The sequence below is a fragment of the Paenibacillus sp. FSL F4-0100 genome (assembly GCF_037993005.1).
Lineage (GTDB): Bacteria > Bacillota > Bacilli > Paenibacillales > Paenibacillaceae > Paenibacillus_AQ.
Genome location: NZ_CP150303.1, coordinates 548,935 through 573,983 on the forward strand (window position 1 = coordinate 548,935; position 25,049 = coordinate 573,983).

Below are 25,049 nucleotides of genomic sequence, written 5' to 3' on the forward strand. Positions count from 1 at the left end.
TATGGACCCATTTCGGAGAAAATCGCCGGAGGAAATCTTAAGGTCGATTGCGAAGCTCCACCATGGGAGACTCAAGGTATATATCGGGGCTGTGAGCGGTTCGGGAAAAACCTATCATATGCTTCGCGAAGGACAGACTCTGAGGCTGCAAGGCATCGATGTCGTCATATGTGCCGTATCCACGATGCAGCGTCCGGAAACGGTGGAGCAGGTCCGGAATCTGGAGCGGGTGCCCAGCATTCATTGGGTGGAGGACGGCGTAGAAAAGAAGGATCTTGATCTGGATCTGCTGGTGCAGCGCAACCCGGAGGTGGTGCTTGTTGATGGGCTTGCTCATCGGAACCGGAAGGGAGCGCGGCATGCCACGCGACTGGATGACATCCGATTCCTGTTAAGTCGGGGGATCAGCGTCATCACGACGGTCAATGTGTATGAGCTGGAGGACGTGCAGGGCATTGCCTCCAAGCTGACGGGCATTAAAGCCAGCCATACGGTACCGGCCGATACGCTGGAGAGCGCCGATGAGGTGGTGCTCATTGACGTAACGCCCGAAACGATGCTGGAACGGGCACAGGATGGCCTGCTTGGAGGCGGCAGCGTATGGAAGCAGGGCAATCTGGCCGTGCTCCGGGAGTTGACGCTCCGTCTTGTTGCTGAAGGAGTGAGCCATTCGCTGGAGCGGTACCGCAAGGAACACGGACTCGTTGGTCCATCTGGAGCCCTTGAGCGAATACTGGTGTCCACCCAGTACCATTGGAACGGGTCTATCTATATGCGACGCGGGCAGCAGATCGCGAAGCGATTAAACGGCGAGCTGTTGGCCGTCACGTTTGTGAAACCGGGATTGGAGCTTACCAAAGAACAGGCTGCCTTTAAGCGTTCCATGGTTAAGCTCGCGGTGCGGATTGGTGCCAAGCTGGAGGAACTTCCCCTCCGTTCCCGGAGGAAGCTGGCTGACGTGCTTGTTCAGTATGCGGTGGAGCACCATGTTACACGCATTGTTCTTGGCCATTCGAAGCAGACGCGCATGCAAGAGCTGTGGCAGGGCTCGATCCTTCAGGATCTGCTGAAGAAGACGCGTGGGATGGATATTTTTATGGTGGCGGATCGGGCGGCACATGACGGAGAGCGGATCATCCCGGCTCGGCTCCATCCGCAGCGGCTCCCTTCCGAATCGTTCCATCGCTTGAATGAACAAGAGCTGGACCGGAAGATGGAGCAGGTCAAGCGGGGGCGGTTTAAAGTCTATATCGGGGCTGCCCCGGGTGTGGGCAAGACGTATGCGATGCTGCGCGAAGGCAACGATCTACTGAAGAAGGGATTGACGGTTCTGGCTGGATTGCTGGAGACGCACGGCCGGAAGGATACACGGGCACAGGTAGCTGATCTGGAGGTTCTTCCGCGAAAAAGGGTGGACTACCGGGGATCGCTCCTTGAGGAGATGGATACCGATGAGATCATTCGCCGCAGACCGGACGTGGTCCTCGTGGATGAGCTGGCGCATACGAACGTGCCTGGGAGCAAGTACAAGAAACGGTATAAAGATGTGCTGGACATTCTGTCGACCGGCATTTCCGTCATTACGACCGTGAACGTGCAGCATCTGGAGAGCTTGAATGATGCTGTCGAGCAGATTACAGGCGTCCGCGTCCGCGAGACGATACCGGATCATATTCTGCAATTGGCCGATGAGGTCCAACTCGTCGATGTGACGCCGGAGTCTCTGCAGCAGCGGATGAAGGACGGGAACATTTATGCGAAGGAGAAGGTGCATCAGGCACTCAGCCATTTTTTCAAGACGGGAAACCTTATTGCCCTAAGAGAGCTTGCCTTAAGGGAAATTGCCGATGATGTGGACGAGAGACTGGAATCCTGGCAGCGCAGCGGCTCGCTTCGGGGGCCGTGGCGGCGCGAGGAGGTTATCTATGTCATGGTTGGCAGGGGCCCGCAAGCGGAGCGGCTCATTCGACGCGGCTTCCGGATCGCTCATCGGCTAAAGGCGAACTGGTATGTGGCGTTTCCTCTGGAACGTCATCACAGTCTGTCCCATGACGACGAGCAGCGCCTGACGGCGATTCAGACATTAACGGAGCGACTTGGGGGAACCTTCATGATGCTGCCGGTAAAAAGGGGGCCAGCGCACGCCATTTCTTCTCAATTGGTCGCCGCAGCCGATGAGGCGAAAGCCACCCAGCTGATTATCGGCCAGCCGCAGATGGCCGGATGGAAGCTGTGCGCTCAGAGGAGAATGATCCGGGGCCTGCTAAGAAGCGCAAGGCATATGGATGTGCTCGTAGTTGCGGATTACGATCCGCATATTTGATGGTTGAACTGCCGGGAGCTGAATGCTTTGAGAGCACCGGTGAGTCAGGAAACGGTGGAAATGCTGAAAGTGCAGGAAGTGCAGGAAACGCGGAAAACGCAGGAATTGCAGGAATCGCAGTAAACGCGGATAACGCAACATTCCGGAAACAAGAACGCAGAGAACCCAACAAATGCGGAAGCGGAAAAACTCAAGCAATACGAGCGGGAAAATACTAGCGCAAATGACACGGATAACACCAAAAAGGGGCTGTCCCAAAAGTAAGTTTGCTCACTCGATAACAGCTTGATAGGTGAAAAAGCAGGGGGAATAAAAGAATGGCGGTGCCAGGGAGGTCATCCCTGCACCGCCATTTCTGTACCTCATCCGCAAATATCCTGTATTAAACAATCAACTCTGGAACCTCTTTTAGATTTGCAATATTCCTATATGCCCCTAGACGATTCCCACTATAGGGCTCGTACGGATTTGATTCCGTTCCGTCAAAAAGTAGGCGGAGTAGAAACTGCTATTAGCAACGTTTCGCCTTCCCAGATATTCTTATAACTATGGGGGATTCTGGCATCATAATAGATGCTGTCCCCTTCTTCGAGCCTATAACGTTCATTGCCCAGTACAAACTCCAAACGCCCGGAGTGAACAAATAGAAATTCCTCGCCATCACTATGGCCGACGCTGACGTCGCCGTAAGCTGCTCCTTCCTCCAGCACTCCCCATATCGGCCCCATTTTGTTGCTGCTTCCTTGGCTGAGCGCGTACCAGGTAATGCGGGAGCCTTCGGAATGCACCAAAGGTTTACGCTCATTTTTTCTAACGACAATGCTTCGATTCTCCTCACCAAACAAATCCGTAAAATTCACGTTTAATGCATTCGCTATGCGCTTCAGAACGCTGATGGACGGATTCGCCTTATCGCGTTCAATTTCACTGAGAAAAGACAAGGATATGGAGGCTGCATGGGCTACCTTCTTAAGCGTTAATTTCTGTTTTTTTCGTGTACTTCGAATTGCTTCTCCGATCGAATTCATGTGCCAGTCTCCTAAATTTCGAAATTATTTCGCTGACAGCGAAATTTACTATTTTATAATATGTGTAAATATGAGCAATATCAAGCTCTTTTACTAGGGCGGAATTACGGTGTAAAAACGTTGATTTGGCGCTATTATTGGACTAAGATTTAATCAAGGTTGACGATCGAATTTCACCCGGGTATCTGCACATCGTTCACTCAACAGAATAATTTTCATTTACAGCGAAACTTTTGAAGGTAACAAGATACTGATCACATGATTGCAACAGAAAACCGTTCCTTGTTACTCGAATTCATAGAAACGTGTCAGAAGGACGAAAGGGGCATAAAAGAATGACTACCGAAATTCCCAAAGTCTATCAAGTAGGTGATGTTACCGTTACGCGTGTCACGGAAATGATGCTTGGCGGTATTCCGCCAGAAGTGTATTTTCCGGGATCGTGGGACCGCATGTTCCTGGAGGAGAATCGGGACTCTCTTCCGTCTGGCCTGATCGATGGCAATTCTCAGCTTATCGTTAGCATTGGAACATGGGTGGTGAAAACCACGAACCATACGATCCTAATCGATACAGCTACAGGGAACGATAAAAATCTGCCTCTTAATCCGGACCTTGCCAATCTCCAGCTCCCTTATCTCAAGCGGCTGAAGGAGGCGGGGGTTACGCCGGAGGAAGTGGACTACGTTCTGCTGACGCATCTTCACGTGGACCATGTTGGTTGGAATACGAAGCTTGTGGACGGAAAATGGGTGCCGACTTTCCCAAATGCCAAATACGTATTTCCCCTCGCGGAGCAAGAATATTACTCCAGCGAGGCCAGCCACAACAAAGCAAACGAAGTAAACTTTAACGTTTACGAAGAAAGCGTATTGCCCGTTGTCGAAGCTGGCTTAACGCAAACCATCGGCCCTGAGGGCGGGCATTTTCTTGAAATTTTCAAATTCATTCCGACACCCGGCCACAGTATCGGCCAAATGTCCATCAGTCTCAAATCTGACGGAGAAGAAGCTTTGTTTGGCGCCGATGTGATGCACCATCCGTTCCAGGTTTTTAATCCGGACTGGAACTCCATGTACTGCGAATTTACCGATCAAGCCCGTATTTCACGGCTTCGGGTACTGGAATACATCGCGGATCGCCCGGTCATTTATTTCAGCACGCATTTTCCGGAAAGCGCGGCGGGATACGTGACTCGAAACGGCGACGGCTACAAGTGGGACTTTATTTAATACGACTTGACGCAAACAAAATACGAAAGGTGCTGAGCTTATGACAAACCATGATTTTCTTAACGATGTAACCATCTTGACCGAAGACCTTCGTATCGCGAGCGATACACCCGGGATTGAGCTTTATGTACGAAATAAACGGCCAGCCTCCATGAATACCTTCTCTAACGAAAAAACAATCGTGATGGTTCATGGCGCTACCTATCCAATAGGCAGTCTGTATGACGTGGAGCTAGACGGTTTCTCTTTCCTAGACTTCCTTGCCAGCCATGGCTATGATGTTTACGCTGTGGACGTTCGCGGCTACGGCAGCTCGACAAGGCCGCCTGAGATGGAGCAGCCTGCCGACCTTAATCCTCCGTTGGTCCGTACGGAAACGGGAGTCCGAGATTTTGGCACAGCAGTGGACTACGTTTTGAAACGCCGAAATTTAACGAAAGTCAATGTTTTGGGAATGTCTTGGGGAGGAACGGTTGCGGGAGCTTATACCAGTCAAAACAACGATAAAGTAAACAAGCTTTCGCTTGTTGCCCCACAATGGTTGAGCTCTAAACCGGTTCCTATCGATACCGGCGGTCCGCTTGGTTCATATCGCTTTGTTGCTGCCGGCGGCACGAAGGAACGATGGCTAAGCGCCGCGCCAGAACATAAGCGCGGCGATTTGATTCCGGATGGCTGGTTTGAACAATGGGTCAAAGCAACTCTTGCTTCCGACCCGGGGAGCCTAACCGATCATCCTGAGCATATTCGGGCGACCAATGGCCCTATCCTGGATATTCGCGAATACTGGACGGCAGGTAAAGCTTTCTATGAGCCAAAAGAAATCACTGTTCCCGTCCTTCTTGTCCATGCGGAGTGGGATATCGATGTGCCCCTTGAATTGGCTCAGAATTTCTTCACTTCCCTGACAGGAGCTGCCTATCGCCGCTGGGTCGAAATCGGAGAAGGAACGCATATGGTTTTGCTGGAGAAAAACAGGCTTCAGGCTTTTCAAGCCATCTGCGGTTTCTTGGATGAAACGTACGCGCCAGCGAAGTAAATATGCCACTGCAAGAGCGGGTTTTAGTTTTATCGCTTGCCTAATTTAGAGGCCCGCGGCATTGTCGCCTCGGGCTCTTTATTCACCGAATTTACAAAAGACGGAGAGGAACTTAATACAATGAGCCACACCGCAATAACAACAACGAAAGCACCTGCAGCTATCGGTCCTTATTCGCAAGCCATCGCTTTTGGAGATGCCATCTATACGTCGGGCATGCTTCCGATTGATGCTGAAGGAAATCTCAAAGAAGGCATCGTGGACCAAACCCATCAAATATTAAAGAACCTGCGGGCCGTCTTAGCCAAGGCTGGATTTTCTTTGGAAGACGTTGTAAAAACATCCGTTTTCATGACGGATTTAGAGCAATTTCAACAGATGAATGAAGCGTACAGCCAATATTTCATTGATCATCACCCTGCCAGAACAACCGTAGAAGTGTCCAGACTACCAAGAGATGCTGGGATTGAAATCGAGCTTATCGCAGTTAAACGCATTTAAATCTGCCCATTATCCGTATTTCTTTGAAAGAAGGCGCATCTGCTTGCGATCTTATTTGCTTCTCTTGTTTTGTGCAACACTTTACGGGAGCAATTTCGTATTAGGCTCGCTGCTACTGCAAGCATTTCCCGCCTTGCACCTGTCGGCATACCGACTTATGGTTTCATCGGTGTTCCTGCTTATATATTTGATTGCAACCCATCGCTTGACGAAGATTACGTTCCGTGACTCCGTTTATTTGGTACCATTCGCTCTTATCGGGATGCTGCTGCACCAAGTTTCTTTCTTTACGGGACTTCGGACAACGGACGCAACGACGGCTTCGCTCATCTTATCGTTAGCTCCGATTTTCACAGCGCTGTTTGCCCGCTTATTTTTGAGGGAACCGTTTACGATACGTATGACCGCAGGCTCGATTGTTGCCCTTGCCGGCGTCTTCTTCGTTGTTGGACATGGCGGAAGCTTAGGCATTGACATCACCGAAGGCATCTGGATCATGTTTATCTGTATGTTGGCATTATCGGGATCTATTATCCTAATGAAAAAACTGACCGAACGTATGGAATCGTTTGTCGCAACCGTGTACACCACAGTGCTGGGGTGTATTACCGTATACCCGGTAGCGGTCTGGAGCGAGCCTCACGTGCAGGTGGAGCCTGGCTTTTGGTGGTGGGTTCTCTTAATCGGATCAGCGCTGCTTATTCAAGGCTTATGCGCGATCATCTGGAATGCACAGATCCGCAAGGTGGGGGCTGCTAAAGCCTCCCTGTTTCTGAATTTGCAGCCGTTTGTCGCCATGGTTTTAGGTTATATCACGCTCGGCACCCCGGTTTCCTTAACGCAAGTGGGAGGATCTGTTCTAATTATTTGCGGCGTAGTTCTAGCTACCTTACAGGGGTACAAAACAAGGAAAACGCCTGACGATAAGCTGGAATTATCCCCTGCGGAGAGGTAATGGCCTATTCTTAAAAATTTATAGGTACGAAAGCAACATTATCGAAGCGAGCTAGAAGGCGGCAATTGACCAAAATACAGAAATGGTGGTGCCAGGGATGACCTCCCTGGCACCACCATTCTTTTATTCCCCTGCTTTTTCACTAATCAAGCTGTCTTATCGAGTGAACAAACTTACTTTTGGGACAGCCCCTTTTTTCTATGCTGCCAAACTGACAAATAGCTGATTCGCAGGCTTGTCCTATTCCCCCGACAGCGTGCGGTCGCCGGTCAAATATTTCTCGGTCAAGATGGAGAGCAGGCGAATGCCGACTTCATTCTCTCCGCCTTCGGGAATGATCAGGTCGGCGTATTTCTTGGAGGGTTCAATGAACGCCTCATGCATCGGCTTGACGGTTGTCAGATACTGATTGTGAATCGACTGGATGGTCCGGCCGCGGTCTTCGATATCGCGTACGACCCGGCGAAGCAGGCGTACATCGGGATCGGTATCCACAAACACTTTAATGTGAAGCAGCTTGCGCAGATTCTCATCGGACAGCACGTGAAGGCCTTCAATGATGACGATGTTGTTCGGCTTCAGTTCGAGGGTCTGATCCGTGAAGCGGGCATGGGCAGTAAAATCATACACTGGTGCGAATGCGGGTTGTCCGCTTTTCAAAATGCCGAGATGTTCGACGAGCAGCTCGTTGTCAAAGGCGAACGGATGATCATAGTTAATCGCTTCGCGTTCCTCGAAACTGAGTTCCTTATGATCCTTGTAATAGTTATCCTGCGAAATGAAAGTCACTTTATCTGAACCAAGACGGTCAATGACAGAGCGGGCAACCGTCGTTTTGCCCGATCCGGTGCCGCCGGCGATACCAATTATGAGCATGGCGAATCCATAACCCTCCCTAGAGTTTGCAATTTTATTATTGTAGCACAGCATGCGCTTATTTTCACTATGGGGACATAGAGCAAAAGATGGGATTTCCCGTATGTTCTTTATTCTTACCACGGAATAGCGAACCGAATCTGTATGTCTTATCATAGAGGATAGATTAACCATTGAATTTTTTCGGAGGGATGATCATGCATTATACGGCAATTTACCCATGCAAGCCCGTTATATACAAGCAGCAGGGAGAGCATCAGGGGAGCGTCGATTGGGACCGTTATGAAGCAGTGGCCTTAAGTGATACCGTGACCGGGCTTGCTACGAAAGAAGCGACCGAGGTTCGCGCCTGCTGGAGCTCCGAATGCTTCTATGTACGGTTTGTTTGCCAAGATTCTCATATCGTATCGGAGTATCAGCATCGGGATGATCCGCTGTATGAACAGGATGTCGTGGAACTGTTTATCGACGAAGCAGGAACGGGAACGGAATATATCGAGCTTGAGGTTAGTCCGAACAATGTGATATTCGACGCCCTGATCCGTAATGATGGAGGGAAGTCGATCACAAGCAGCGATATTCATTGGGATCTTACCGGTCTTCAAACCTCGGTAGAACATGACGGTAAGGGAAATTTGGTTTATGAAATTCGCATCCCGGCTGCGAACTTCAAGAACGCTCCGCAAGCGGGACGAAGCTGGGGCGTGAATTTTTACCGCATTGATGAGGACACCCAAGGAAACCGGGAGTATCAGGCATGGAGCCCGACCGGTGAGGTGAACTACCATATTCCTTCGCGTTTTGGGAAGCTGGAGTTTGTCGATGTCATTTAGCATATCAATGTAACCGGAATGCCGCATCGGTGGATTTTCATATCCGCTGTGCGGCATTCTTGTGTTTGCGAAGAGAATCATGTTGCAAATAAGATCATCCTGTATTATCATTCACTTACCGACCGGTAAGTAGAATTTTGAGGGGCTGTTCAGATCAAGATGAGTAATCCATCAACGTACGAGGTTATTTTAGATACAAGCTATCGCTTGTTTGCGGAACAAGGTTTTGAGAAAACGAGCATGGCGATGATCGCCAAGGAACTGGATGTATCCAAGCCTGCGCTTTATTATCACTTTTCTTCGAAGGAAGCTCTTATTGACAAGCTTTTTGAAGAGATTTGCCGCAGCATCGGCTTTCATGTTTATTTTCAACTGGAGAATTATACGGTGGAGAATTTCGGCGCGAGGCTTACCTATGACGGATTGAACATGATTCATAAGCAACAGGAAGATGAGCACTACACTCGAATTATGAATCAGTATCAGGCCTTGGGTTATCGCAATCCTAAATATGCACGGCAGCTAATCGGCATTCTGGAAGGGTTCACTTCCGGCTTTACGGAGCTGCTGCAGCATGGAGTTTCCATTGGAGCTTTGCCAGAGGGCAATATGGGAGTTCAGGCACAGATGCTAACGATGATCATTGACAGCTTGGATAACTTCATGAGTTACGGTCTTGAGTACGATTATGAGGTGATCTGGACGCAAGTGGTCAACCAGGTGATGTCAGGAGCTGGCGGGAAATGAGCTCTAAGACAACGCGTTTAACCGCACTCGATTATGCTCGCGCCTGGGCTATCTTTGGCATGATTATTGTCAATTATAAACTTGCCATGGAGGTGGGGGATCATGGAGCAATTTGGCTGCACACCATCGCCGGTCTTTTTGAAGGAAGAGCTTCTGCATTGTTCGTGGTGCTGGCTGGCATCGGAGTGTCCTTAATGACTGCGAAAGCCAGGTTATCCCGGGACCAACACATGATTCGAGAGAATCGGAAGACATTGGTGAGGAGAGCCGTATTTCTGTTTATTGCCGGGACAGTTCTGCTGCTGACCGGATGGAGCGCCGATATATTGCACTATTATGCGGTATTTTTGCTTCTGGCCGCGGTACTTATAACGGTATCGGACAGAACGCTCCTAATCCTGACTGGACTCGTTCTGATCGTATCGTCATCCATGTTGATCCTGCTGGATTACAGCAAGGGCTGGGACTCCGGTTTTCATCGATATGCCGACTTTTGGACCGGGGAAGGATTCATACTCAATTTGATGTTCAACGGATATCATCCTCTTTTTCCATGGAGCAGCTTTTTCCTCATCGGCATGTGGCTTGGAAGAAAGGGCTGGTGGGGCGGCAACCACAGACGGAAGCTCATGATTTATTCATTGTCCGGGGCGGTTATATTTGAGCTGTTATCGTATTTCCTCATTCACTGGACGTCCCCGTGGCTTGATGCCGATTCGGCGAGTTATCTGTTTACGACCAAGCCGATGCCGCCCACGCTGCTCTATGTATGTTCTGCCGCATGTCTGGCTGTTGCCGTGATTACGATCTGTTTTTATATCGTTGAGCGTTTTGAGAAGAACCGTCTGACAGGTTGGCTTATATGGACCGGGCAGCTCTCGCTCTCCCATTATCTCGGTCATATCTTCATTGGGTTGGGGCTGCTGGAAGCGGTCGGGTATTTGAACAATGGCCATCTGGGCTTTGCGGTTGCTTACGGCTGCGGTTACTTTGTGATGGCTGTCATCTTCTCTTGGGCATGGAGAAAGCGAGTGAAGCGAGGCCCCATGGAGCTGCTTATGCGAAAATGGTGTTAACTCTCCGGTAGGAGAGCGGGCTATCTCTATCCCACTTATCCCTGTATCGAATTAACTGATACCGCCATGAAATAGCTGTGCTTCAGCAGCCAGAAATTTCCCGGGGTGTTTTCATAAAAGAACCAAAACGAACATCTCAAGAGGGATTTTGTCCCTTTTTTTGCATGCCGCAGGACATGTTGTTTTCATTGCAGCGTTCTATATACTTTTTAGTATAGGGAAGCACTCCGCTTGGAGTAAGTGGACATGTAATAAACGGAGGTTATTGTATGAATGCTGTCATTGATGGACTGATGCTCGAGCTGGAGCAGCAGTTGGAGGAGAAGGTTGCCGAAGATCTTCGGGATCTGCTGGAGGAATATAAACAATTGGAGGGGGCTGCTCCTGCCCAGTTGCAGCTTTTCGAAGCGGAGTTCGGGATCAAGTTGCCGCAGGACTTTCGTTCGTTTTACAGTAAGAAGAACGGCAGCGGATACGGGTTTCACGTGCTCTATCCCGGTAACGAGGGGGATGGAGAATACCCGCCGTTTTACCTGATGAGCCTGGAAGAGATGAAGGAAGTCAAATCTTATTTTTGCGAGCGGGATGAACCACTGGATGCGTATTACAGTTCGGAGGAAATACAGCAGCTGGATCCGAAGATTAAACCGTATCTGTTTCACAAGGCTTGGTATCCATTTGCCACGATGGCAGGCGGGTCGCTGTATCTAATGCTGGATTTCGATCCGGCGGAGCCGGGAACGTCCGGGCAGATCATCATGTACGTGCATGATCCTGACTTTGTGTATTATATCGCGCCTTCCTTCATGGAACTGCTTCGGGCGTCCAATCGCAATTTGCGCACCGATATTGAAGAGGTGGACTACTGATGGAACGCCAGAAAGCGCTCTTGATGCTTACATACGATGTCGTTGTGCGTGATAATCAGAAGAAGAACTAGCGAGGGGGGTGGCAGCATGAAAGGCAGGCGGGTCCTCTGGGGAGTGATCATACTGGTGGCAGCCACGCTGTTGATACCCGGCTATTTTATTGCGCGCACGTATGGGCTTTTTCAGAATGAGGTGGTCCTGACCAAATACCAGCTGGCCGTTGATGTGGATGGTGAACAAGTGGATGTTTGGCCGCTGCTGGCCGGTTTCGCCGCAACTGATAAGCAAGGGGAACTTCGTCCGTTGTACTACAGGTTGGAAGGGTCGGATCTCAACATGCTGTATCAATTGGCATACGGGCAGTTCGAGGTGGAGGTTGCGGAGGACAATCCGTTCTTGGCAGGGCGGGTTCAGTATGGCCATCTGGAGAGCGACTATATCGAGACGCGAAAAGAGTATGTGAACGCAAAGGAATACCGGCAGGACATGATCTTTTATAATGACCGTAAAGAGCCCATATTTACATACGATCCGGACGCCAAAGCGGATGGGGATATGGTGAAAGAGATTATCACCGCAGGCATGACGCGTTCCAACGGCCGAGGAGGATCGGGAGTCGTCGAGGATAAGTATCTGAATGTCACCCGATTGTTCGAGGAGAAGCTGGGCATCAGCATGCGGGTTCAGGTGGATAAGGACCGCAGGCTGGCCACGATCCATATGGAGCGGCTTAAATAGAATGCAGATATCCAAAAAGCGAGGTGCTATACATATGCAGCATACAAAAATGACCCAAGAGGTGGACCTCACGATCTCGCACCATCAGATACAAGTCCGCTCACGGGACTTTGATGAGGATTTGTGCCAATGGGGAGAAACCAATATCAAGCAGGGCGTTGTCATTCATCCCGGTTATCTCACCTTTGATCCCATCCCTGACGATGCTTTCGGTGCTTGGGTGAAGCTGGCCTTGAAAGAAGCGTTCATCGAAGATCCGAACGCGCAGCGGCGGATGGTCGTGCCGTTTGATGTTCTGGATCCCGGGAAGCTGGAGCTGTTGTCCGTCATGTCGGACGCCGTTATTGAGCTGCCGCTGCAAAAGGGGCGATACGCACTGTATTTTGAGATTTGCGAGGATGAAGAAGTGTATTATCGTTTCACTTTTGTACATGAGGGAGAAGGGATTCATGCCCGGTATCTGATGGATGATGAATGGGGCGGCAAGGCTGGAGAAGCATTGTCGTTGGGGTATTGCTGACGGAATTTTGCGTTATAACAGGGACAAGGAAGGCCTAGTTAAGGTAAACGTTCTTCAGAGCTAACAGAAAATAAGAAGAGGCCGTCTCCGTGTTGGAGAGGGCCTCTTCTTTACCGCATGCTGTGCTGTCCCTGCTTTTGGAAAGATGGTGTGCAGGAGGCACAGGCTTTGAATGGAGTGGATCTATTATTTTGCAGCGGTCACCGTAATCTGGCCATGCTTGCTTTGATCTGCCTTCAGGTTCAGAACGTCTGTCAGGAAAGCAAGTGGAACATAGATGTGGCCTTTTTTCATTACAGGAGCCGAGCCCAGCGAACGTGGGGCCATTTTACCCAAAGTGTACGCATCCTTGTTCAGCTTCACCGCGCTCCAGACAGCTCCTTTGGAGATTTCGGTGGTTTTGCTCTTGCCGTTCCACTTGACATTGAATTGCAGCTGGCGCAGCACGGATACCTGAACCATGATCTTGCCGTTTTTATCTTTGTAATAAGCGCCTGATTTCACTACGGCTGCAGCAGGCTTTTTGTCTGATCCTTTACCCGGCAGCTTTATGGCAAATTCCGGTGTACCTGTGGATCCAGGGGCGATGCTGTATTTTTGGAATACGATATAGGCTTTTCCGTCCGCGACATAGAAGGATTGCTCCGCGTCTATGCCTTGAAATCCGTCTTCGTTCGCGAAGTATTGGTCCTGATCCGCGGCAATCGCGGTTTTGACAGCTTTATCCACGATGGATGTGTAATCTTTACCGAACAGGTCTTCGAGCGTCACGCGCTGTGCTTCGACTTCGTTCGTGAAGTTGTACGTATCCACACGAGGATCGCCATTGTTCATTCCGATGCCTTCGGTGATGACCTTAAGGGAAATCAAGCTGTCGTCTTTACCATCCGATGTGAGCTCATAATTGATGGTCAGCTGATAAGGGTGCATGGTATAGCCATTCTTTTGTGCATTTGCAGCCGCTTCCGCCGCTTCTTTCTCCCATTTGTCCATATCCTTGGAAGCATGGGATTCGATAATGTCATTCAACTGGTCTTGATATTTGGTGTCAGTCAGACCTTGGAATACAGGGATCTTAATATTGGTTTCCAGCCATTTTTCCTTGGATTGCAGTGTTTTGGATGTTACTAGTTGCGGGGCAACGGTTGGAGCGGTCACCCGATTCGTGCTCGCTGCAGCTTTGGTTTCGGCATGGACATGAGCGGATGGCAGACCCGAAGCGGAGATCATAAGGATGCCCGCTAATCCGGCAGCCGCCAGGGTTTTGGTTAATGGGGTTGTTGTTTTCATTGTTTTTTTCATTATATATTGCCTCCAGGTTTAGGGTTTAATATCTACAATTTGTGATCTGAAACGGAGAAGGCAGAATCGTTCTGGAGAAGCGAAGCGGTCCCCTTTGTCCCCGGATTTCCACTGACTCATAAAATTTCAAAAGAAAATCTGGGGGCAACAGGGATCGGAAGAACGATCTGCATTCCTAGTGATGAACGGCGGATCTATCGGATGTATTCGCTGCTGACGAGCTGGTCTGCGATTACTTCCGTTGGGATCGTAAATTCCACGACGCCCATATAGCCGGGTGCAACATCGTATTCATTAAAGCTGATGACCAGTTTGCCGTTTTGGTTGATGTAGAAGTTTTGGTCCTTGGCGATCGTTTGGAACAGATCCTCCGGTACATCGGACTCCACGCCGGGCTGCTCCACCCAGTAGATGTTGTCCGGATTATTCTGCATCTGCTGGCGCATCTGCTCCTTGATATTGTCACTGATGACTTGGATATAACGATCATCCTTGAACAGACTTGGCAGCGTGATCACCATCTGGTTCTTCTTGTCGATCGTATCGTATTTTCTGGATTCGGCAGAGCTTCCAGCAGATTCGACAATATAGCGCGAAAGCGTCAGCAGCTGTTCAGTGTCGGTGATTACTTCATAACCGCTAGCAAGACTCAGATGCGCGCCGCCTTCTTTATTTAGCAGGGCGACTTCGTCTTTGAAGTTCTCATACAGCTTTTTATTTTCTTCCAGGTATTTGTTATTCAGGGTTTGCTCAAGCTCTGTATTTCCTAAGTTGGCAATGCCGGGTGTTTCAATATGCACTTCCGTGTTATCGTCTTGCTCGGCATATTCACGGATGGTGATCACCTTGATGATATGGCCCAGAACCGGCACATCGGACATGGCCTGGGCAAAGGCAGGGCTGGTATTCACTCCGGCGAACAGTAGCATGCATGCAGCTGCGCTACTAGCGAGCCAGGGCAGCGCTCTATTTTTTTTTCTTCTGGTTGCTATGGTCTTGTTGACAATCGAGCTTAGTTCGTCAGGAATAGGAGTGCTCTCGTACTGCTCTTTCATCCTATTCAGCTTGTCATGCATTATCGTTGTGCCTCCTCTTGATCTTCCTCGCTTAAGTTCACCCGCAGTCTCTGTAGTCCTTGGTATAATCTCGTTTTCACCGTGCTGACGTTCTCGTTGAGCACTTCGGCAATTTCGTCAATCTTCATATCTTCAAAAAATCGGAGTATGATGACGACCCGATACTTGTCGGGTAATTCCTCCAAAGATTGGGCCAGATCCAGATTCGGATAGTGGTCATGGCTGCCGGGTAATATAACCTCCAGGTTCTCGTCATCCATGACATGGACTTTTTTCTGTTTTCTAATGAAATCCAGGGAGGTTGTTACAATAATTCGGAAAAACCAGCTTTTTATTGAACCCGTCTGCTTCAGCTTTTCCATGGATAAAAATGCTTTGTGGATCGCGTCCTGAACGATATCGAGGGCATCCTCTTTATTTCTAACGTAGCTGTATGCCAGCCGGTAGGCGCTGTCCTGATTTTCGGTTATACATTGAATAAGAAGCTTCTCAAGCTTCCGGCCGCCACTCATGTAAATATGACACTCCTTTGGGCCCGCGCGGGTAACCATCAATTGCAATTGACTTACGGAAGCAAGACGTGCGAGTCTTGTAAAAAGTTTGATTCTGCGAAAAAAAATTTAAAAAGTGTTTCTGTCTCATTATTCAGCCCATTCTTCCAGAATCGCAACAAGAAAAAGACCCCAGTTTTCACTGGGGTCTGGAACTCATGGTTATTCGTGCTCATATTTCTGGATAACAATCGCCGAATTATGTCCGCCGAAGCCAAAGGAATTCGACATGCCAATCCGGAGCTCGGCGTTTCTCGCCTGGTTCGGTACATAATCCAAATCGCATGCTGGATCGGGATGCTCCAGATTGATTGTCGGCGGTATGATGCCTTCTTGCAGAGATTTTACGAGTGCAATGGCCTCCACGCCGCCGCATGCGCCCAGCATATGTCCGGTCATCGACTTGTTGGCCGTTACCGGAATGCGATACGCCTCCTCGCCAAACACCTGCTTAATGGCCGCTGTCTCCGAACGGTCACCGATGACCGTGCTTGTGGCATGGGCGCTGATGATATCCACGTCGGCTGGAGAGAGGTTCGCCTCGGTCAGGGCCAGCTTCATCGCCCGTGCCGCGCCGTTGCCGTCCTCCGGTGTGGCGACCATATGATAGGCATCCGAGCTGGCGCCGTATCCGATGACCTCGCCCAGAATTTCAGCGCCTCTGCGTAAGGCATGGGAGAGGGATTCCAGAACGAGGATGCCGGCACCTTCCGCCATGACGAATCCATCCCGGTCTGTATCGAACGGCCGGCTGGCCCGGCCCGGTTCATCGTTACGGGAGGAAAGAGCGGTTGCATTCGCGAAGCTGGCTAGCGAGATGTCGGTCAATGCGGCTTCGGATCCTCCCGCGATGATGATGTCGGACCGGCCGGCTTGGATGTTAAAGAAAGCCTCGCCGATCGCCGTATTGCCGATCGAACATGCCGTAACCGGTGCCAGCGTGGAGCCCAGCGCCTTGTATTTAATGCTGATGAGCGCGGCCGCCATATTGGGAATCATCATGGGAACCAGTGTAGGACTGACCCGCTCGGGACCCCGCGACGACAGCGTGCCGCTCTGATTCATCAGGGTTTGGATGCCGCCGATGCCGGAGCCGACGTAGACCCCCATGCGCTCATGATCGATCTGATCAAGATCGAGTCCCGACTGACTTATAGCTTGATCCGCCGCTGCCAAGGCAAACTGGCAAAAGCGGTCCAAACGCCGAGCTTCCTTAACTCCAAACAGCGCGTTTGCGTCAAACTCCTTCACGGCACCCGCTATTTGTACCTTTTGTCTTGATGTGTCCAAATTTTCTATATGTGTAATACCGGACTCTCCCCGAACAAGCCGGGACCAGAACGTCTCAACATCATGGCCCAGCGGCGATATGACGCCCATACCGGTGATAACAACTCTTTCCATGGATCAACAGCCTCCTTAAGACTTTATAACTTGTCAATCTTAAGGTTATAATGTCACGTGTAGTATCCTATTACAAGATACCGTTTATCCTAGTATAAATACTGCTATCCTTAATGAGTGAAGGGGGCTTGTACAATGAATTCCCAGGTTAGGCTGCAAGCGTTGTCGGCATTCTTGAAAGGGCAGCGTGCCAAAATCTCACCCGAGTCGGTCGGACTTCCGCCCGGGACTAGACGGAGAACACCAGGCTTGCGCAGGGAAGAGGTCGCCCAGCTGGCGGGTGTCAGCACCACTTGGTACACCTGGCTCGAGCAGGGACGCGACATCCAGGTATCGTCGTCCGTGCTGGACTGCGTCGCCAATGCGCTTCAGCTAAATGCGGATGAGCGCAGATATCTGTATTCGCTGGCGCTGGAGAGCGGGGCGGAGCCTTATACGGTCAAACAAGAAGCGGTGCAGATCAGTCCGTCCCTGCAAAAAATCATCACCGAGCTGAAATATTGCCCCGTCATGATATCGGATCGGATGTGCAACATTGTGGGGTGGAACCGTGCAGCTGCATACGTGTTCCTTGATTTTGACCGCATTCCGCCCGAGGAGCGGAATATGATCCGGCTGCTCTTCACCCGCAGGGAGTTTCAACGGCTGGCGGTAAATTGGGAACAGTTCGCCAGCGGCTTCTTGTCGATGTTCCGGTCCTATTACGGTCAATACGTCGAGGATGAGTGGTATGACCGTTTTCTGGAGGAGATGAAGAACGGGCATCCCGATTTCAATCGGATGTGGGAGCAGAGCCAGGTCAGCTACGCCCCGGAAGTACATCTGGAGTTCAGGCATGCCAAGGCCGGGAAAATGGTATATGAGCTCACGTCGCTCAAAGTGTACGGAAATGATGACCTGCGGTGCAGCATCTATACCCCTGCCCCCGATTCGACTACGGAAGCGAAGCTGCGGCAGCTGATGGAGGAGAAGTAAGCGGAGGGGGGCTGGGTGGCGCAATCGAGGGAAGCGGCGGGGCTTGTACGTGAAGTAGAGGACCCGATTGCCGATTACACTTGCTGCACTAGAAGTATCGGACTCCAGTTCCGCTATATTGCGAGATAACGCCATAATTTCAAACTTAGAGGACACTAGGTACGTTATTGAGCTCGCTTACGGCATTTTTATGCTGTTTTGCACAAATAACAGATCCCATGTCCGTTCAGTATCTAAAAATGATGAATTTGTTCTAAATAACGTATTCTGTGTCCGTTAATGGTAAGAATCATTCTCCTCCTACCTAACTACCAGCAGGTTGCGGGACGTTCCGGTACCAGCCATCTTGCGCAGTTGAATCAGAGTTCTCCCCGTAAGTGAAGTACTTCAAGACTGCCCCAATTATTACACTCGTATAGCAAGTGTACCTCAAGTTGAACCGTATTACCCTCGAAAGCGGGAGTACCTTAAGTTGAACTGGATTGCCCTCGAAAGCGAGAGTACCTTGAGTTGAACTGGATTACCCTCGAAAGCGAGTACCTTAAGTTGAAACAGATTACACAAGTGAGAGTACTTCAACTGGTTCGAACCTTAGATCTTTTAGCCATACAAGCTTCATGTGCGTAAACAATTTGAAATTTTTCTAAACAACATTAACTTTCTCTAAGCACATTAAACTTCACCGAATAACAAAAGCCCCGTGTCCGCTCAGTGCCTCCGAAAAATCGCAAGTTCTTCAGTGGCCTCGTCCGCATAACGGGGCATTCTATTATTCAACATATGGTTATAGAGCGACACCTGGTGGCTGCCTAGGAGTTCCACAGGCATTCCGCTGTGCTCCACCTGTTGGGGCCGTATGCCCAGATCGAGGTCCTGATCTATGAGGAAGAATTGCCGCAGATCCGTCGAATGTCGCCTATCCGTGTACTTCTTGATCCGGCGATTACGCCCAGTCGCGCCGCAGCGTGAAGAGATCCTTCAGCTCATCGGTGGACAGCTCGGTAATCCAGCCCTCGCTGCTTGAGATCACCTGATCGCTCAGCTGCTGCTTGCTCTCCAGCATCTCATCGATTCGCTCTTCGAGCGTCCCCATGGAGATGAACTTGTACACCTGGACATCCTTGGTCTGTCCCATCCGATAAGCGCGGTCGGTAGCCTGATTCTCCACCGCAGGGTTCCACCAGCGGTCGAAATGGAACACATGATTCGCCGCGGTCAGATTCAGACCAACGCCGCCGGCCTTGATCGAGAGAATCATGACATTCGGTTGCTCTTCGGGCGGCAGCGTCTGGGATTGGAATTGCTCGATCATGCGGTCGCGAGTCCGCTTGGGCGTGCTGCCGTTCAAGTACAGCACGGGCTCCCCGAGCTCTTGATGGAGCACCTGCCGCATCATCTCACCCATACCGATATACTGGGTGAAGATCAGGCAGCGCTCGCCCTCTTCCCGCAGCTCCTTCACCATGGACAGCAGCCGCTCCAGCTTGGCTGAACGGTTGACGACAGCTTCGGTGTCGAGCAAGCCGCCGCCTCCCGGCAATTCCGGAAGCGGCTCCTTCGTAAGCAGAGCCGGATGATCGCAGAGCTGCTTGAATTGTGTAAGAGCTGCCAGGATGGCCCCTTTGCGCTCGATGCCCTCGAGCTTTTGCATGCGTTCCAGCAGGCTGTTCACGGTTTGATCGTAAAGCGCACCTTGCTCAGCTGTGAGATGGATATAGGTCTTCATCTCGTTTTTGTCCGGCAGGTCGAGCTGAATTGCAGGATCCTTCTTCTTGCGTCGAAGCATGAAGGGCTTGATCAGCTTCTGCAGATCAGCCGTGCGCTGTTCGCTCTTGTCTTTCTCGATGGCTTGGATGAACCGGAGATTGAACGCGCGCAGGCTGCCGAGATATCCGGGATTGATGAAGTCATAGATGGACCACAATTCGGACAGCCGGTTCTCAATCGGTGTGCCGGTTAGCGCGACGCGGTGTCTTGCCGGGAAACTTCGCACGGCGGCGGATTGCTTGGTGTCGGCATTTTTGATATTTTGGGCCTCGTCGATGCCGATCGCTTCCCACTTCATGTCTCTTAACATTTCTTGATCGAGCGTGGCCGTCGCATAGGAAGTAAGGATAATATCGGCTTGGTAAGCCTCTTTATAGAAATCCTCGCTGCTGCTTCGTTTGCCGCCGTAGTGAAGCATGACCTGGAGCGACGGGGCAAACCGTTCAAGCTCCTTCTGCCAATTGCCCAGCACCGAGGTGGGACAGATCAGCAGGGAAGGGAGGCGTCGCTCTTCCCGCTGCATCGCCGTCTCCTTCACGTGCAGCAGGTAGGCGATAAACTGCACGGTTTTGCCAAGACCCATGTCATCGGCAAGGCATGCACCAAGCCCGTAACGCCGCAAAAAGGCAAGCCAGGCAAAGCCGTCATGCTGATAAGTCCGCAGCTCGGCCTTCAGCCCAGCCGGGACAGGAAGGTTCGGCCATTCGCTTTGTCGGCCGAGCTGGCCGATAAGCTTCACGAGGTGCTCGTTCAGCTCCACCTCAAGCTTGATCCGTTCCGGATCCCGCGCTTCCTCCGCATCCTGCTGAGTCTGCTCCGGCTCATCGTTGTTCCCGAGCAGATGCAGGTGCAGAATATCCTGGAACGATAGGCCTTCCTCACGATCTACGCCCGCCATCATCTGGCGGATTTGGGCGACCAGAGCGGGATCCAGCGGAATCCACTGGCCCCGGAACCGTACCAGCCGTTCGTTCCGGGCAACAAGCTCCGCGAATTCCGCCTCGGAAAGAGTAGCTTCGCCGATGGCGATCCGCCAATCGAAATTGACCAGCGCATCCAGACCGAACAGGGAACCGCCGCTGCTTCGCTCGGCGTTCTCGCCCTCGCCCGAGCGTACCTTCGCCCGCAGTTTGGGTTTCTTCTTGCTGGCGGCTTCCCACCAAGCGGGCAGCAGGACCAGCCAACCTGACTGGAGCAGCCGCTGGCTGTCAACGGTCAGGAACTGCCATGCAGCCTCGTCGGACAGAGGCGTACCGAGTGCGTCTTCAGCTGGAGCGTGAAGCACCCTTGCCGGCAGTGCTGCCTGCAAGCCTTGGAGCCAGCCGGGGGACCGCTCCTTGATATGGGGTGTCCATGTCTCTGGCCATGATCCATATGCCTGCCCGTCTTCAGCCAGACGAACGGCTGCAAGCGATGCAGCGTCTTGCTTGTCTTGCAATACAAGCCGAAGGCGCCATGCGGCTTCTTCTTCGTCAGGCTCCAACAATTGCAGCAGCGGTCGGAATGGAGCGGTATCCGGCCGCCATCCGATGGCGATCAGCCATGACTTGTCGTCCATGCCCTCGGCTGCCGTGCGGTTCGGCGAGAAGAGAAGAGGGTATTCTCTGCGCAGGTCAGCCGCCGCCTCTTCGCTGCCGTAACACTGATCTTGAACGGCGGCAGAGAACGCCGCCTGTAAGCCCTCATTCCATATCTCGTCTGCATTCAGCAGGGAAAGACGGGACAACTCTTCCGCTGTGAACGCCTCCGGATCCCAAATCCATTGCAGCTTGCCTGATTTGAAGGCACTCAGGCTGGGCGCGTATTGCTTGTCCTGAATGCAAGCTGCCAGCGAAGGAGCAATTTCAATGAAGGGAAGACAATCCTCGTCCCATACCCATTCAATATGCTCGAGCAGTCGTCCATCCGCAAAAAACGGTATGACCTGCTCGGAAGGTAGGATGACCACTTCCATATCCTGAACGGATTGAACGGTGAGCTCTGTTCCGTAGAAGGAAGCTTCGTGCCACGCAAATAAACGGTGCTTCAGGTATTGTCCGGACACGTAACCCCGCATGACGGTAGAGCCGTATATGACGGCATCTCCGTATTCGCTTAACGCCATGTGGACCGTGATGGTTTCTGTGTGTCTGCTCATGATATCAGCTTTCCTCTCCGCAGCTCTTCCTGGAATGCACGAAGCCGGCTGTTTCGTACGGACAATGAGATAATGAACAGATCCCAGCGCTCCTGCTGCTTGAGCTTTTTATATAGCTTGGCCAACCGTTTGAGCAGCTTGACCGCTGCTTTATAGCCGGCTCGGTTCTTATGAAGGATGTACCGCTCGACGGCCTGATGGTAAAAAGGCAGCAGCAGCTCGGGCGCATTCTTCTCAATCGGCGCGAGCTCGCTGACCCGGAGCTCCAGCGGCTCCCGGCCTGTGCTTAATTGGTAGTCGATCCATTCCCGCCATCTGCCGTGCGTGATCAAGGCATTCTGATAGATGTCCTTCGCATAAGGAAGCATGTCGGCAAGACTGCTCCACATCTGTTCAGCCTCCTCGGGCAGGTGCTCTATGACGGCATCCCAATAGAACTGATAGCTGCTGAGATGCTCGTTGCGGTGACTGCCAAGCAGCGGGCCGATCTCCGGGAGCCAGTGAGCCAAGCGTTCCCATTGTTGCCAGGAATGCAGCATGTCGAAGAAGCCTAGGACGGAAGCCGGGGACAGACTGCTAACCTTGTCTGCTTCCTTGATCAGGCTCCAAGACGTTTTGTCTTGTCCGAGGTAGAAGGACATTAAGCCCTGCGCCATATACCACGAGGCACGCGAGAGGGTGCTGCCGAATTCGGCTTCGGCTGCCTGTAACTGCTCTAACTCTGCCTGGATTAAGCTGTTGTCCTTTTTGGCAAACGGATAGATCCAGTACATCCAGAGCTGTATATAGACCTGGGCGTAAAATTTGCGGTTCCGCGGCTCGCTCAGCATGCTCCGCCGGACATGCGAAATGGTCTCGGTCAGTCGCTGCTTGAATGCCTCTCCATGTTCGCTGCTCTCAAGCCCTTCATGGAAGATGCGCTCGATTCTGGCCAGGATATGATCCGCTGCTACCTGCGTATGATAGCCGATGTAGGATCCGGAGGAATTCCAGGCACTAGCGGGCTGCTTGACCAGCTTCTCGAGAATAAAGAGATGAGCATGAAGCTCGTATAATGATCCCATTTCCGGCGGCATCGGCGGTTTGATGTGATGGAGGGAGGCCAGTGCATTTTTGGCGTAAAATGAGTTCTGCGTATTAGCTCCCAGCGAAGCCGTGCAAACTTCGAACAGCTCATGCCATGCGGAGATCGGCAGCTCGGGCAAATGGTCCGCCTTGACTCTCCATTTTGATGCTCCGGCAGACGGCCGTTCTTGCGCTGGGCTGAAGTCGGACTCCTTTCGGTCATACGTAGAGGTGGGAGCATACGTGGTGGAATGGGCATTAACTAGGGCGTGAATGGAACGACCCTGAAGCTGGGCATAGTCAAGCAGAACAGCCACCATATGCTTGCAGCCTTCATTAACGGGACAACTGCATGTGCTGTCACTCAGCGAATGAAGATGGAGCTGGATACGGTAAGTTTCCGTTCCATCAACGGCAGCCTCAATTATCCCGGAAGCCTCTGTCAACTCGCTTGTGTGAACACGACCTTGCTTGTAATATTGAAACCCCCGTTTAATAGTCAAATCGCTGAAGTAACCGGCGGTTTGTTGAATGAGCGTCTGCCACTGTATATCATCTAACGTTTGGTTTGGGTTCATTATTGGACTCTCCTAAGAGAAATAATTCTAAGTATCCATTTAATCTATCATATTCGCATAGATGAAGAAACAAGCCGGGACAGCTTTGCACTGGAAAAGCCCGGCAACAGGCTGCTGAACGGGCTTTTTTATGGGTGGAGCAATATGTTGGCATCCTAAGCCTAATATTGAATCGTAAACCGTCCGATCTGATCGCATTCCTCGGCGAACCAGACCTCGCCGCCGGAATCCACGGTAATGCCATGTGGTTCCGCGGAGGGGGTAGGGATCGGGTACTCGGTAATGTCCCCGTTACAGGTAATTCGTCCGATTTGATTGGCTCCCCATTCGGTAAACCATAGATCTTCGCAAACCCCCGCCGTGATGGCATGGGGTCTGGCATTCCTGGACGGGAGCTTGAATTCAGTGAATTCCCCGGCCGTTGTGATCCGACCGATTTGATTGCCGTTGATTTGAACAAACCATAGGGCGCCATCGGCACCTGCCGTGATGCCGACCGGGCCGGATTGCTCTGTTGGAAAGCGGAATTCGGTAATCTCTCCGTCCACCGTAATCCGTCCGATGCAGTTGTTCTGGTTTTCCGTAAACCACAACGCGCCGTCCGGACCGGCTGTAATATAGGAAGGGTACGCCCCTTTGCATGGTAAGTCATATTCCGCGATAACGCCTGCCGGCGTTATATTTCCGATTCGGTTGCCGGTTAGCTCGGTGAACCATATGCCTCCATCCGGACCTTCCGTCAGGCCGTAAGGAGACGAGTTGGCTTCAGGTAGTTCGAATTCCGTAAATGTTCCTTCCACTGTCATTCTTCCGATTTTATTCGCTTTGTACTCCGTGAACCAGAGGTCACCGGTATGGGTAGACAGGATGGACATGACCCCTGCATCCGGAGTCGGCACTTCGAACGTGCGCATATCCCCATCCTTGGTGAGCCGTCCAATCCGGTTTCCTTTTTGTTCCGTGAACCATATGGTCCCATCTTGTCCTGTCGTAATACCATAAGGTCCCGACTCCCGATTCGCTGTCTTGTACTCCTGTGTTATGATCTGCATGCAAACATGCCTCCCTTGTTTAGAAAAGTTGTTAGGAATGCTTTAAGACGGACTCTTCATTTGTCTGAGCGTATCCAAGTCTCACGTTCCGGATTCCTGGAATTGCGTAAGGTTCTCCTGGATTCGGTGCTGTCATGGATGATCCATCCTCTCATATTAGGTTTTTAAATAAAAAAGCCTCCCACTCCGAGATTTCGGAATAGGAGGCTGAATACGGACAAAAGAAGATACCGGCTTCATGAATAAAGAAGCTTCAAGCATCTACCCGTCACATATAAAAAAAGCCGCACGAATCCTATCCCGAAAACCTCGTATCGAAATCGAAGTGTTTTCCAAATGCTTGGGACAGGATTAGTAGATCATTGGCTTTTAGTTCACCCTTTCATTTCTGGTTGCCTAGACTTT

21 protein-coding genes are annotated in these 25,049 nt (G+C 51.2%); 12 read left to right on the plus strand and 9 right to left on the minus strand.

Annotation, left to right across the window (positions count from 1 at the left end; translation table 11 throughout):
* Nucleotide 1 precedes the first annotated feature (1 nt).
* Nucleotides 2–2,323, plus strand: a complete 2,322-nt coding sequence (locus MHH48_RS02430) for a histidine kinase (RefSeq protein WP_076322683.1) — start codon at nt 2–4, stop codon at nt 2,321–2,323.
* A 482-nt stretch (nt 2,324–2,805) separates the two neighbouring features.
* On the opposite strand, the gene MHH48_RS02435 is transcribed toward MHH48_RS02430, so the two are convergent.
* Nucleotides 2,806–3,351 (minus strand): XRE family transcriptional regulator, encoded by a 546-nt coding sequence (locus MHH48_RS02435; protein ID WP_076322438.1) that lies wholly within the window; start codon nt 3,349–3,351, stop codon nt 2,806–2,808.
* A 335-nt stretch (nt 3,352–3,686) separates the two neighbouring features.
* Here MHH48_RS02435 and MHH48_RS02440 point away from each other — a divergent pair, with 335 nt between their 5' ends.
* The 4 genes from MHH48_RS02440 (at nt 3,687) to MHH48_RS02455 (ending at nt 7,078) form a co-directional block, all read left to right on the plus strand.
* Nucleotides 3,687–4,583, plus strand: a complete 897-nt coding sequence (locus MHH48_RS02440; RefSeq protein ID WP_076322437.1) for an MBL fold metallo-hydrolase — start codon at nt 3,687–3,689, stop codon at nt 4,581–4,583.
* A 40-nt stretch (nt 4,584–4,623) separates the two neighbouring features.
* Nucleotides 4,624–5,622: an alpha/beta hydrolase gene (locus tag MHH48_RS02445; protein WP_076322436.1), complete on the plus strand. Its 999-nt coding sequence runs from the start codon at nt 4,624–4,626 to the stop codon at nt 5,620–5,622.
* A 120-nt stretch (nt 5,623–5,742) separates the two neighbouring features.
* A complete protein-coding gene (locus MHH48_RS02450; protein WP_076322435.1) occupies nt 5,743–6,123 on the plus strand; it encodes a RidA family protein in 381 nt (126 codons plus the stop codon).
* A 43-nt stretch (nt 6,124–6,166) separates the two neighbouring features.
* A complete protein-coding gene (locus MHH48_RS02455; RefSeq protein WP_076322434.1) occupies nt 6,167–7,078 on the plus strand; it encodes a DMT family transporter in 912 nt (303 codons plus the stop codon).
* Between the two features lie 240 nt (nt 7,079–7,318).
* Here the strand turns inward: MHH48_RS02455 and udk are convergent, their stop codons facing one another.
* Nucleotides 7,319–7,954, minus strand: coding sequence for a uridine kinase (gene udk / locus MHH48_RS02460; protein ID WP_076322433.1), 636 nt, complete (start codon nt 7,952–7,954; stop codon nt 7,319–7,321).
* Nucleotides 7,955–8,151: 197 nt separating this feature from the next.
* Here udk and MHH48_RS02465 point away from each other — a divergent pair, with 197 nt between their 5' ends.
* From MHH48_RS02465 to comJ, 6 genes are all read left to right on the plus strand, one after another.
* Nucleotides 8,152–8,787, plus strand: a complete 636-nt coding sequence (locus tag MHH48_RS02465) for a carbohydrate-binding family 9-like protein (protein WP_076322432.1) — start codon at nt 8,152–8,154, stop codon at nt 8,785–8,787.
* Nucleotides 8,788–8,946: 159 nt separating this feature from the next.
* On the plus strand, nt 8,947–9,534 hold the full coding sequence (locus MHH48_RS02470) for a TetR/AcrR family transcriptional regulator (RefSeq protein ID WP_076322431.1): 588 nt from the start codon (nt 8,947–8,949) through the stop codon (nt 9,532–9,534).
* Nucleotides 9,531–10,610 carry a heparan-alpha-glucosaminide N-acetyltransferase domain-containing protein gene (locus tag MHH48_RS02475; protein WP_076322430.1) on the plus strand — a complete coding sequence of 360 codons (1,080 nt, stop codon included), beginning with the start codon at nt 9,531–9,533 and terminating at the stop codon, nt 10,608–10,610. Before MHH48_RS02470 ends, MHH48_RS02475 begins: the two co-directional genes overlap by 4 nt.
* 269 nt (nt 10,611–10,879) lie before the next feature.
* A complete protein-coding gene (locus tag MHH48_RS02480; protein ID WP_076322429.1) occupies nt 10,880–11,479 on the plus strand; it encodes an SMI1/KNR4 family protein in 600 nt (199 codons plus the stop codon).
* An 87-nt stretch (nt 11,480–11,566) separates the two neighbouring features.
* On the plus strand, nt 11,567–12,217 hold the full coding sequence (locus tag MHH48_RS02485; protein WP_076322428.1) for a hypothetical protein: 651 nt from the start codon (nt 11,567–11,569) through the stop codon (nt 12,215–12,217).
* Nucleotides 12,218–12,251: 34 nt separating this feature from the next.
* A complete protein-coding gene (comJ, locus tag MHH48_RS02490; RefSeq protein WP_076322682.1) occupies nt 12,252–12,737 on the plus strand; it encodes a competence protein ComJ in 486 nt (161 codons plus the stop codon).
* Nucleotides 12,738–12,923: 186 nt separating this feature from the next.
* On the opposite strand, the gene MHH48_RS02495 is transcribed toward comJ, so the two are convergent.
* The 4 genes from MHH48_RS02495 to fabF all read right to left on the minus strand — a co-directional run bounded on the left by MHH48_RS02495 (nt 12,924) and on the right by fabF (nt 17,070).
* Nucleotides 12,924–14,039 carry a DUF3298 domain-containing protein gene (locus tag MHH48_RS02495; protein ID WP_076322427.1) on the minus strand — a complete coding sequence of 372 codons (1,116 nt, stop codon included), beginning with the start codon at nt 14,037–14,039 and terminating at the stop codon, nt 12,924–12,926.
* A gap of 194 nt (nt 14,040–14,233) precedes the next feature.
* Entirely contained in the window at nt 14,234–15,115 is an 882-nt protein-coding gene (locus tag MHH48_RS02500; RefSeq protein WP_076322426.1) for a DUF3298 domain-containing protein, read from the minus strand.
* Nucleotides 15,115–15,627, minus strand: coding sequence for an RNA polymerase sigma factor (locus MHH48_RS02505; protein ID WP_076322425.1), 513 nt, complete (start codon nt 15,625–15,627; stop codon nt 15,115–15,117). Before MHH48_RS02505 ends, MHH48_RS02500 begins: the two co-directional genes overlap by 1 nt.
* Nucleotides 15,628–15,828: 201 nt before the next feature.
* On the minus strand, nt 15,829–17,070 hold the full coding sequence (gene fabF / locus MHH48_RS02510) for a beta-ketoacyl-ACP synthase II (RefSeq protein WP_076322424.1): 1,242 nt from the start codon (nt 17,068–17,070) through the stop codon (nt 15,829–15,831).
* 135 nt (nt 17,071–17,205) lie between these two features.
* Between fabF and MHH48_RS02515 the strand changes: the two genes are divergently transcribed.
* The gene (locus MHH48_RS02515; protein WP_076322423.1) at nt 17,206–18,045 is read left to right on the plus strand and encodes a helix-turn-helix transcriptional regulator; all 840 of its coding nucleotides are present in this window, start codon (nt 17,206–17,208) and stop codon (nt 18,043–18,045) included.
* A 943-nt stretch (nt 18,046–18,988) separates the two neighbouring features.
* On the opposite strand, the gene MHH48_RS02520 is transcribed toward MHH48_RS02515, so the two are convergent.
* The 3 genes from MHH48_RS02520 to vgb(C) all read right to left on the minus strand — a co-directional run bounded on the left by MHH48_RS02520 (nt 18,989) and on the right by vgb(C) (nt 24,644).
* Nucleotides 18,989–21,949, minus strand: a complete 2,961-nt coding sequence (locus tag MHH48_RS02520; RefSeq protein WP_076322422.1) for a DEAD/DEAH box helicase — start codon at nt 21,947–21,949, stop codon at nt 18,989–18,991.
* The gene (locus MHH48_RS02525; protein ID WP_076322421.1) at nt 21,946–23,592 is read right to left on the minus strand and encodes an SWIM zinc finger family protein; all 1,647 of its coding nucleotides are present in this window, start codon (nt 23,590–23,592) and stop codon (nt 21,946–21,948) included. Before MHH48_RS02525 ends, MHH48_RS02520 begins: the two co-directional genes overlap by 4 nt.
* Nucleotides 23,593–23,753: 161 nt before the next feature.
* Entirely contained in the window at nt 23,754–24,644 is an 891-nt protein-coding gene (vgb(C), locus tag MHH48_RS02530) for a streptogramin B lyase Vgb(C) (RefSeq protein ID WP_076322420.1), read from the minus strand.
* Nucleotides 24,645–25,049 lie beyond the last annotated feature (405 nt).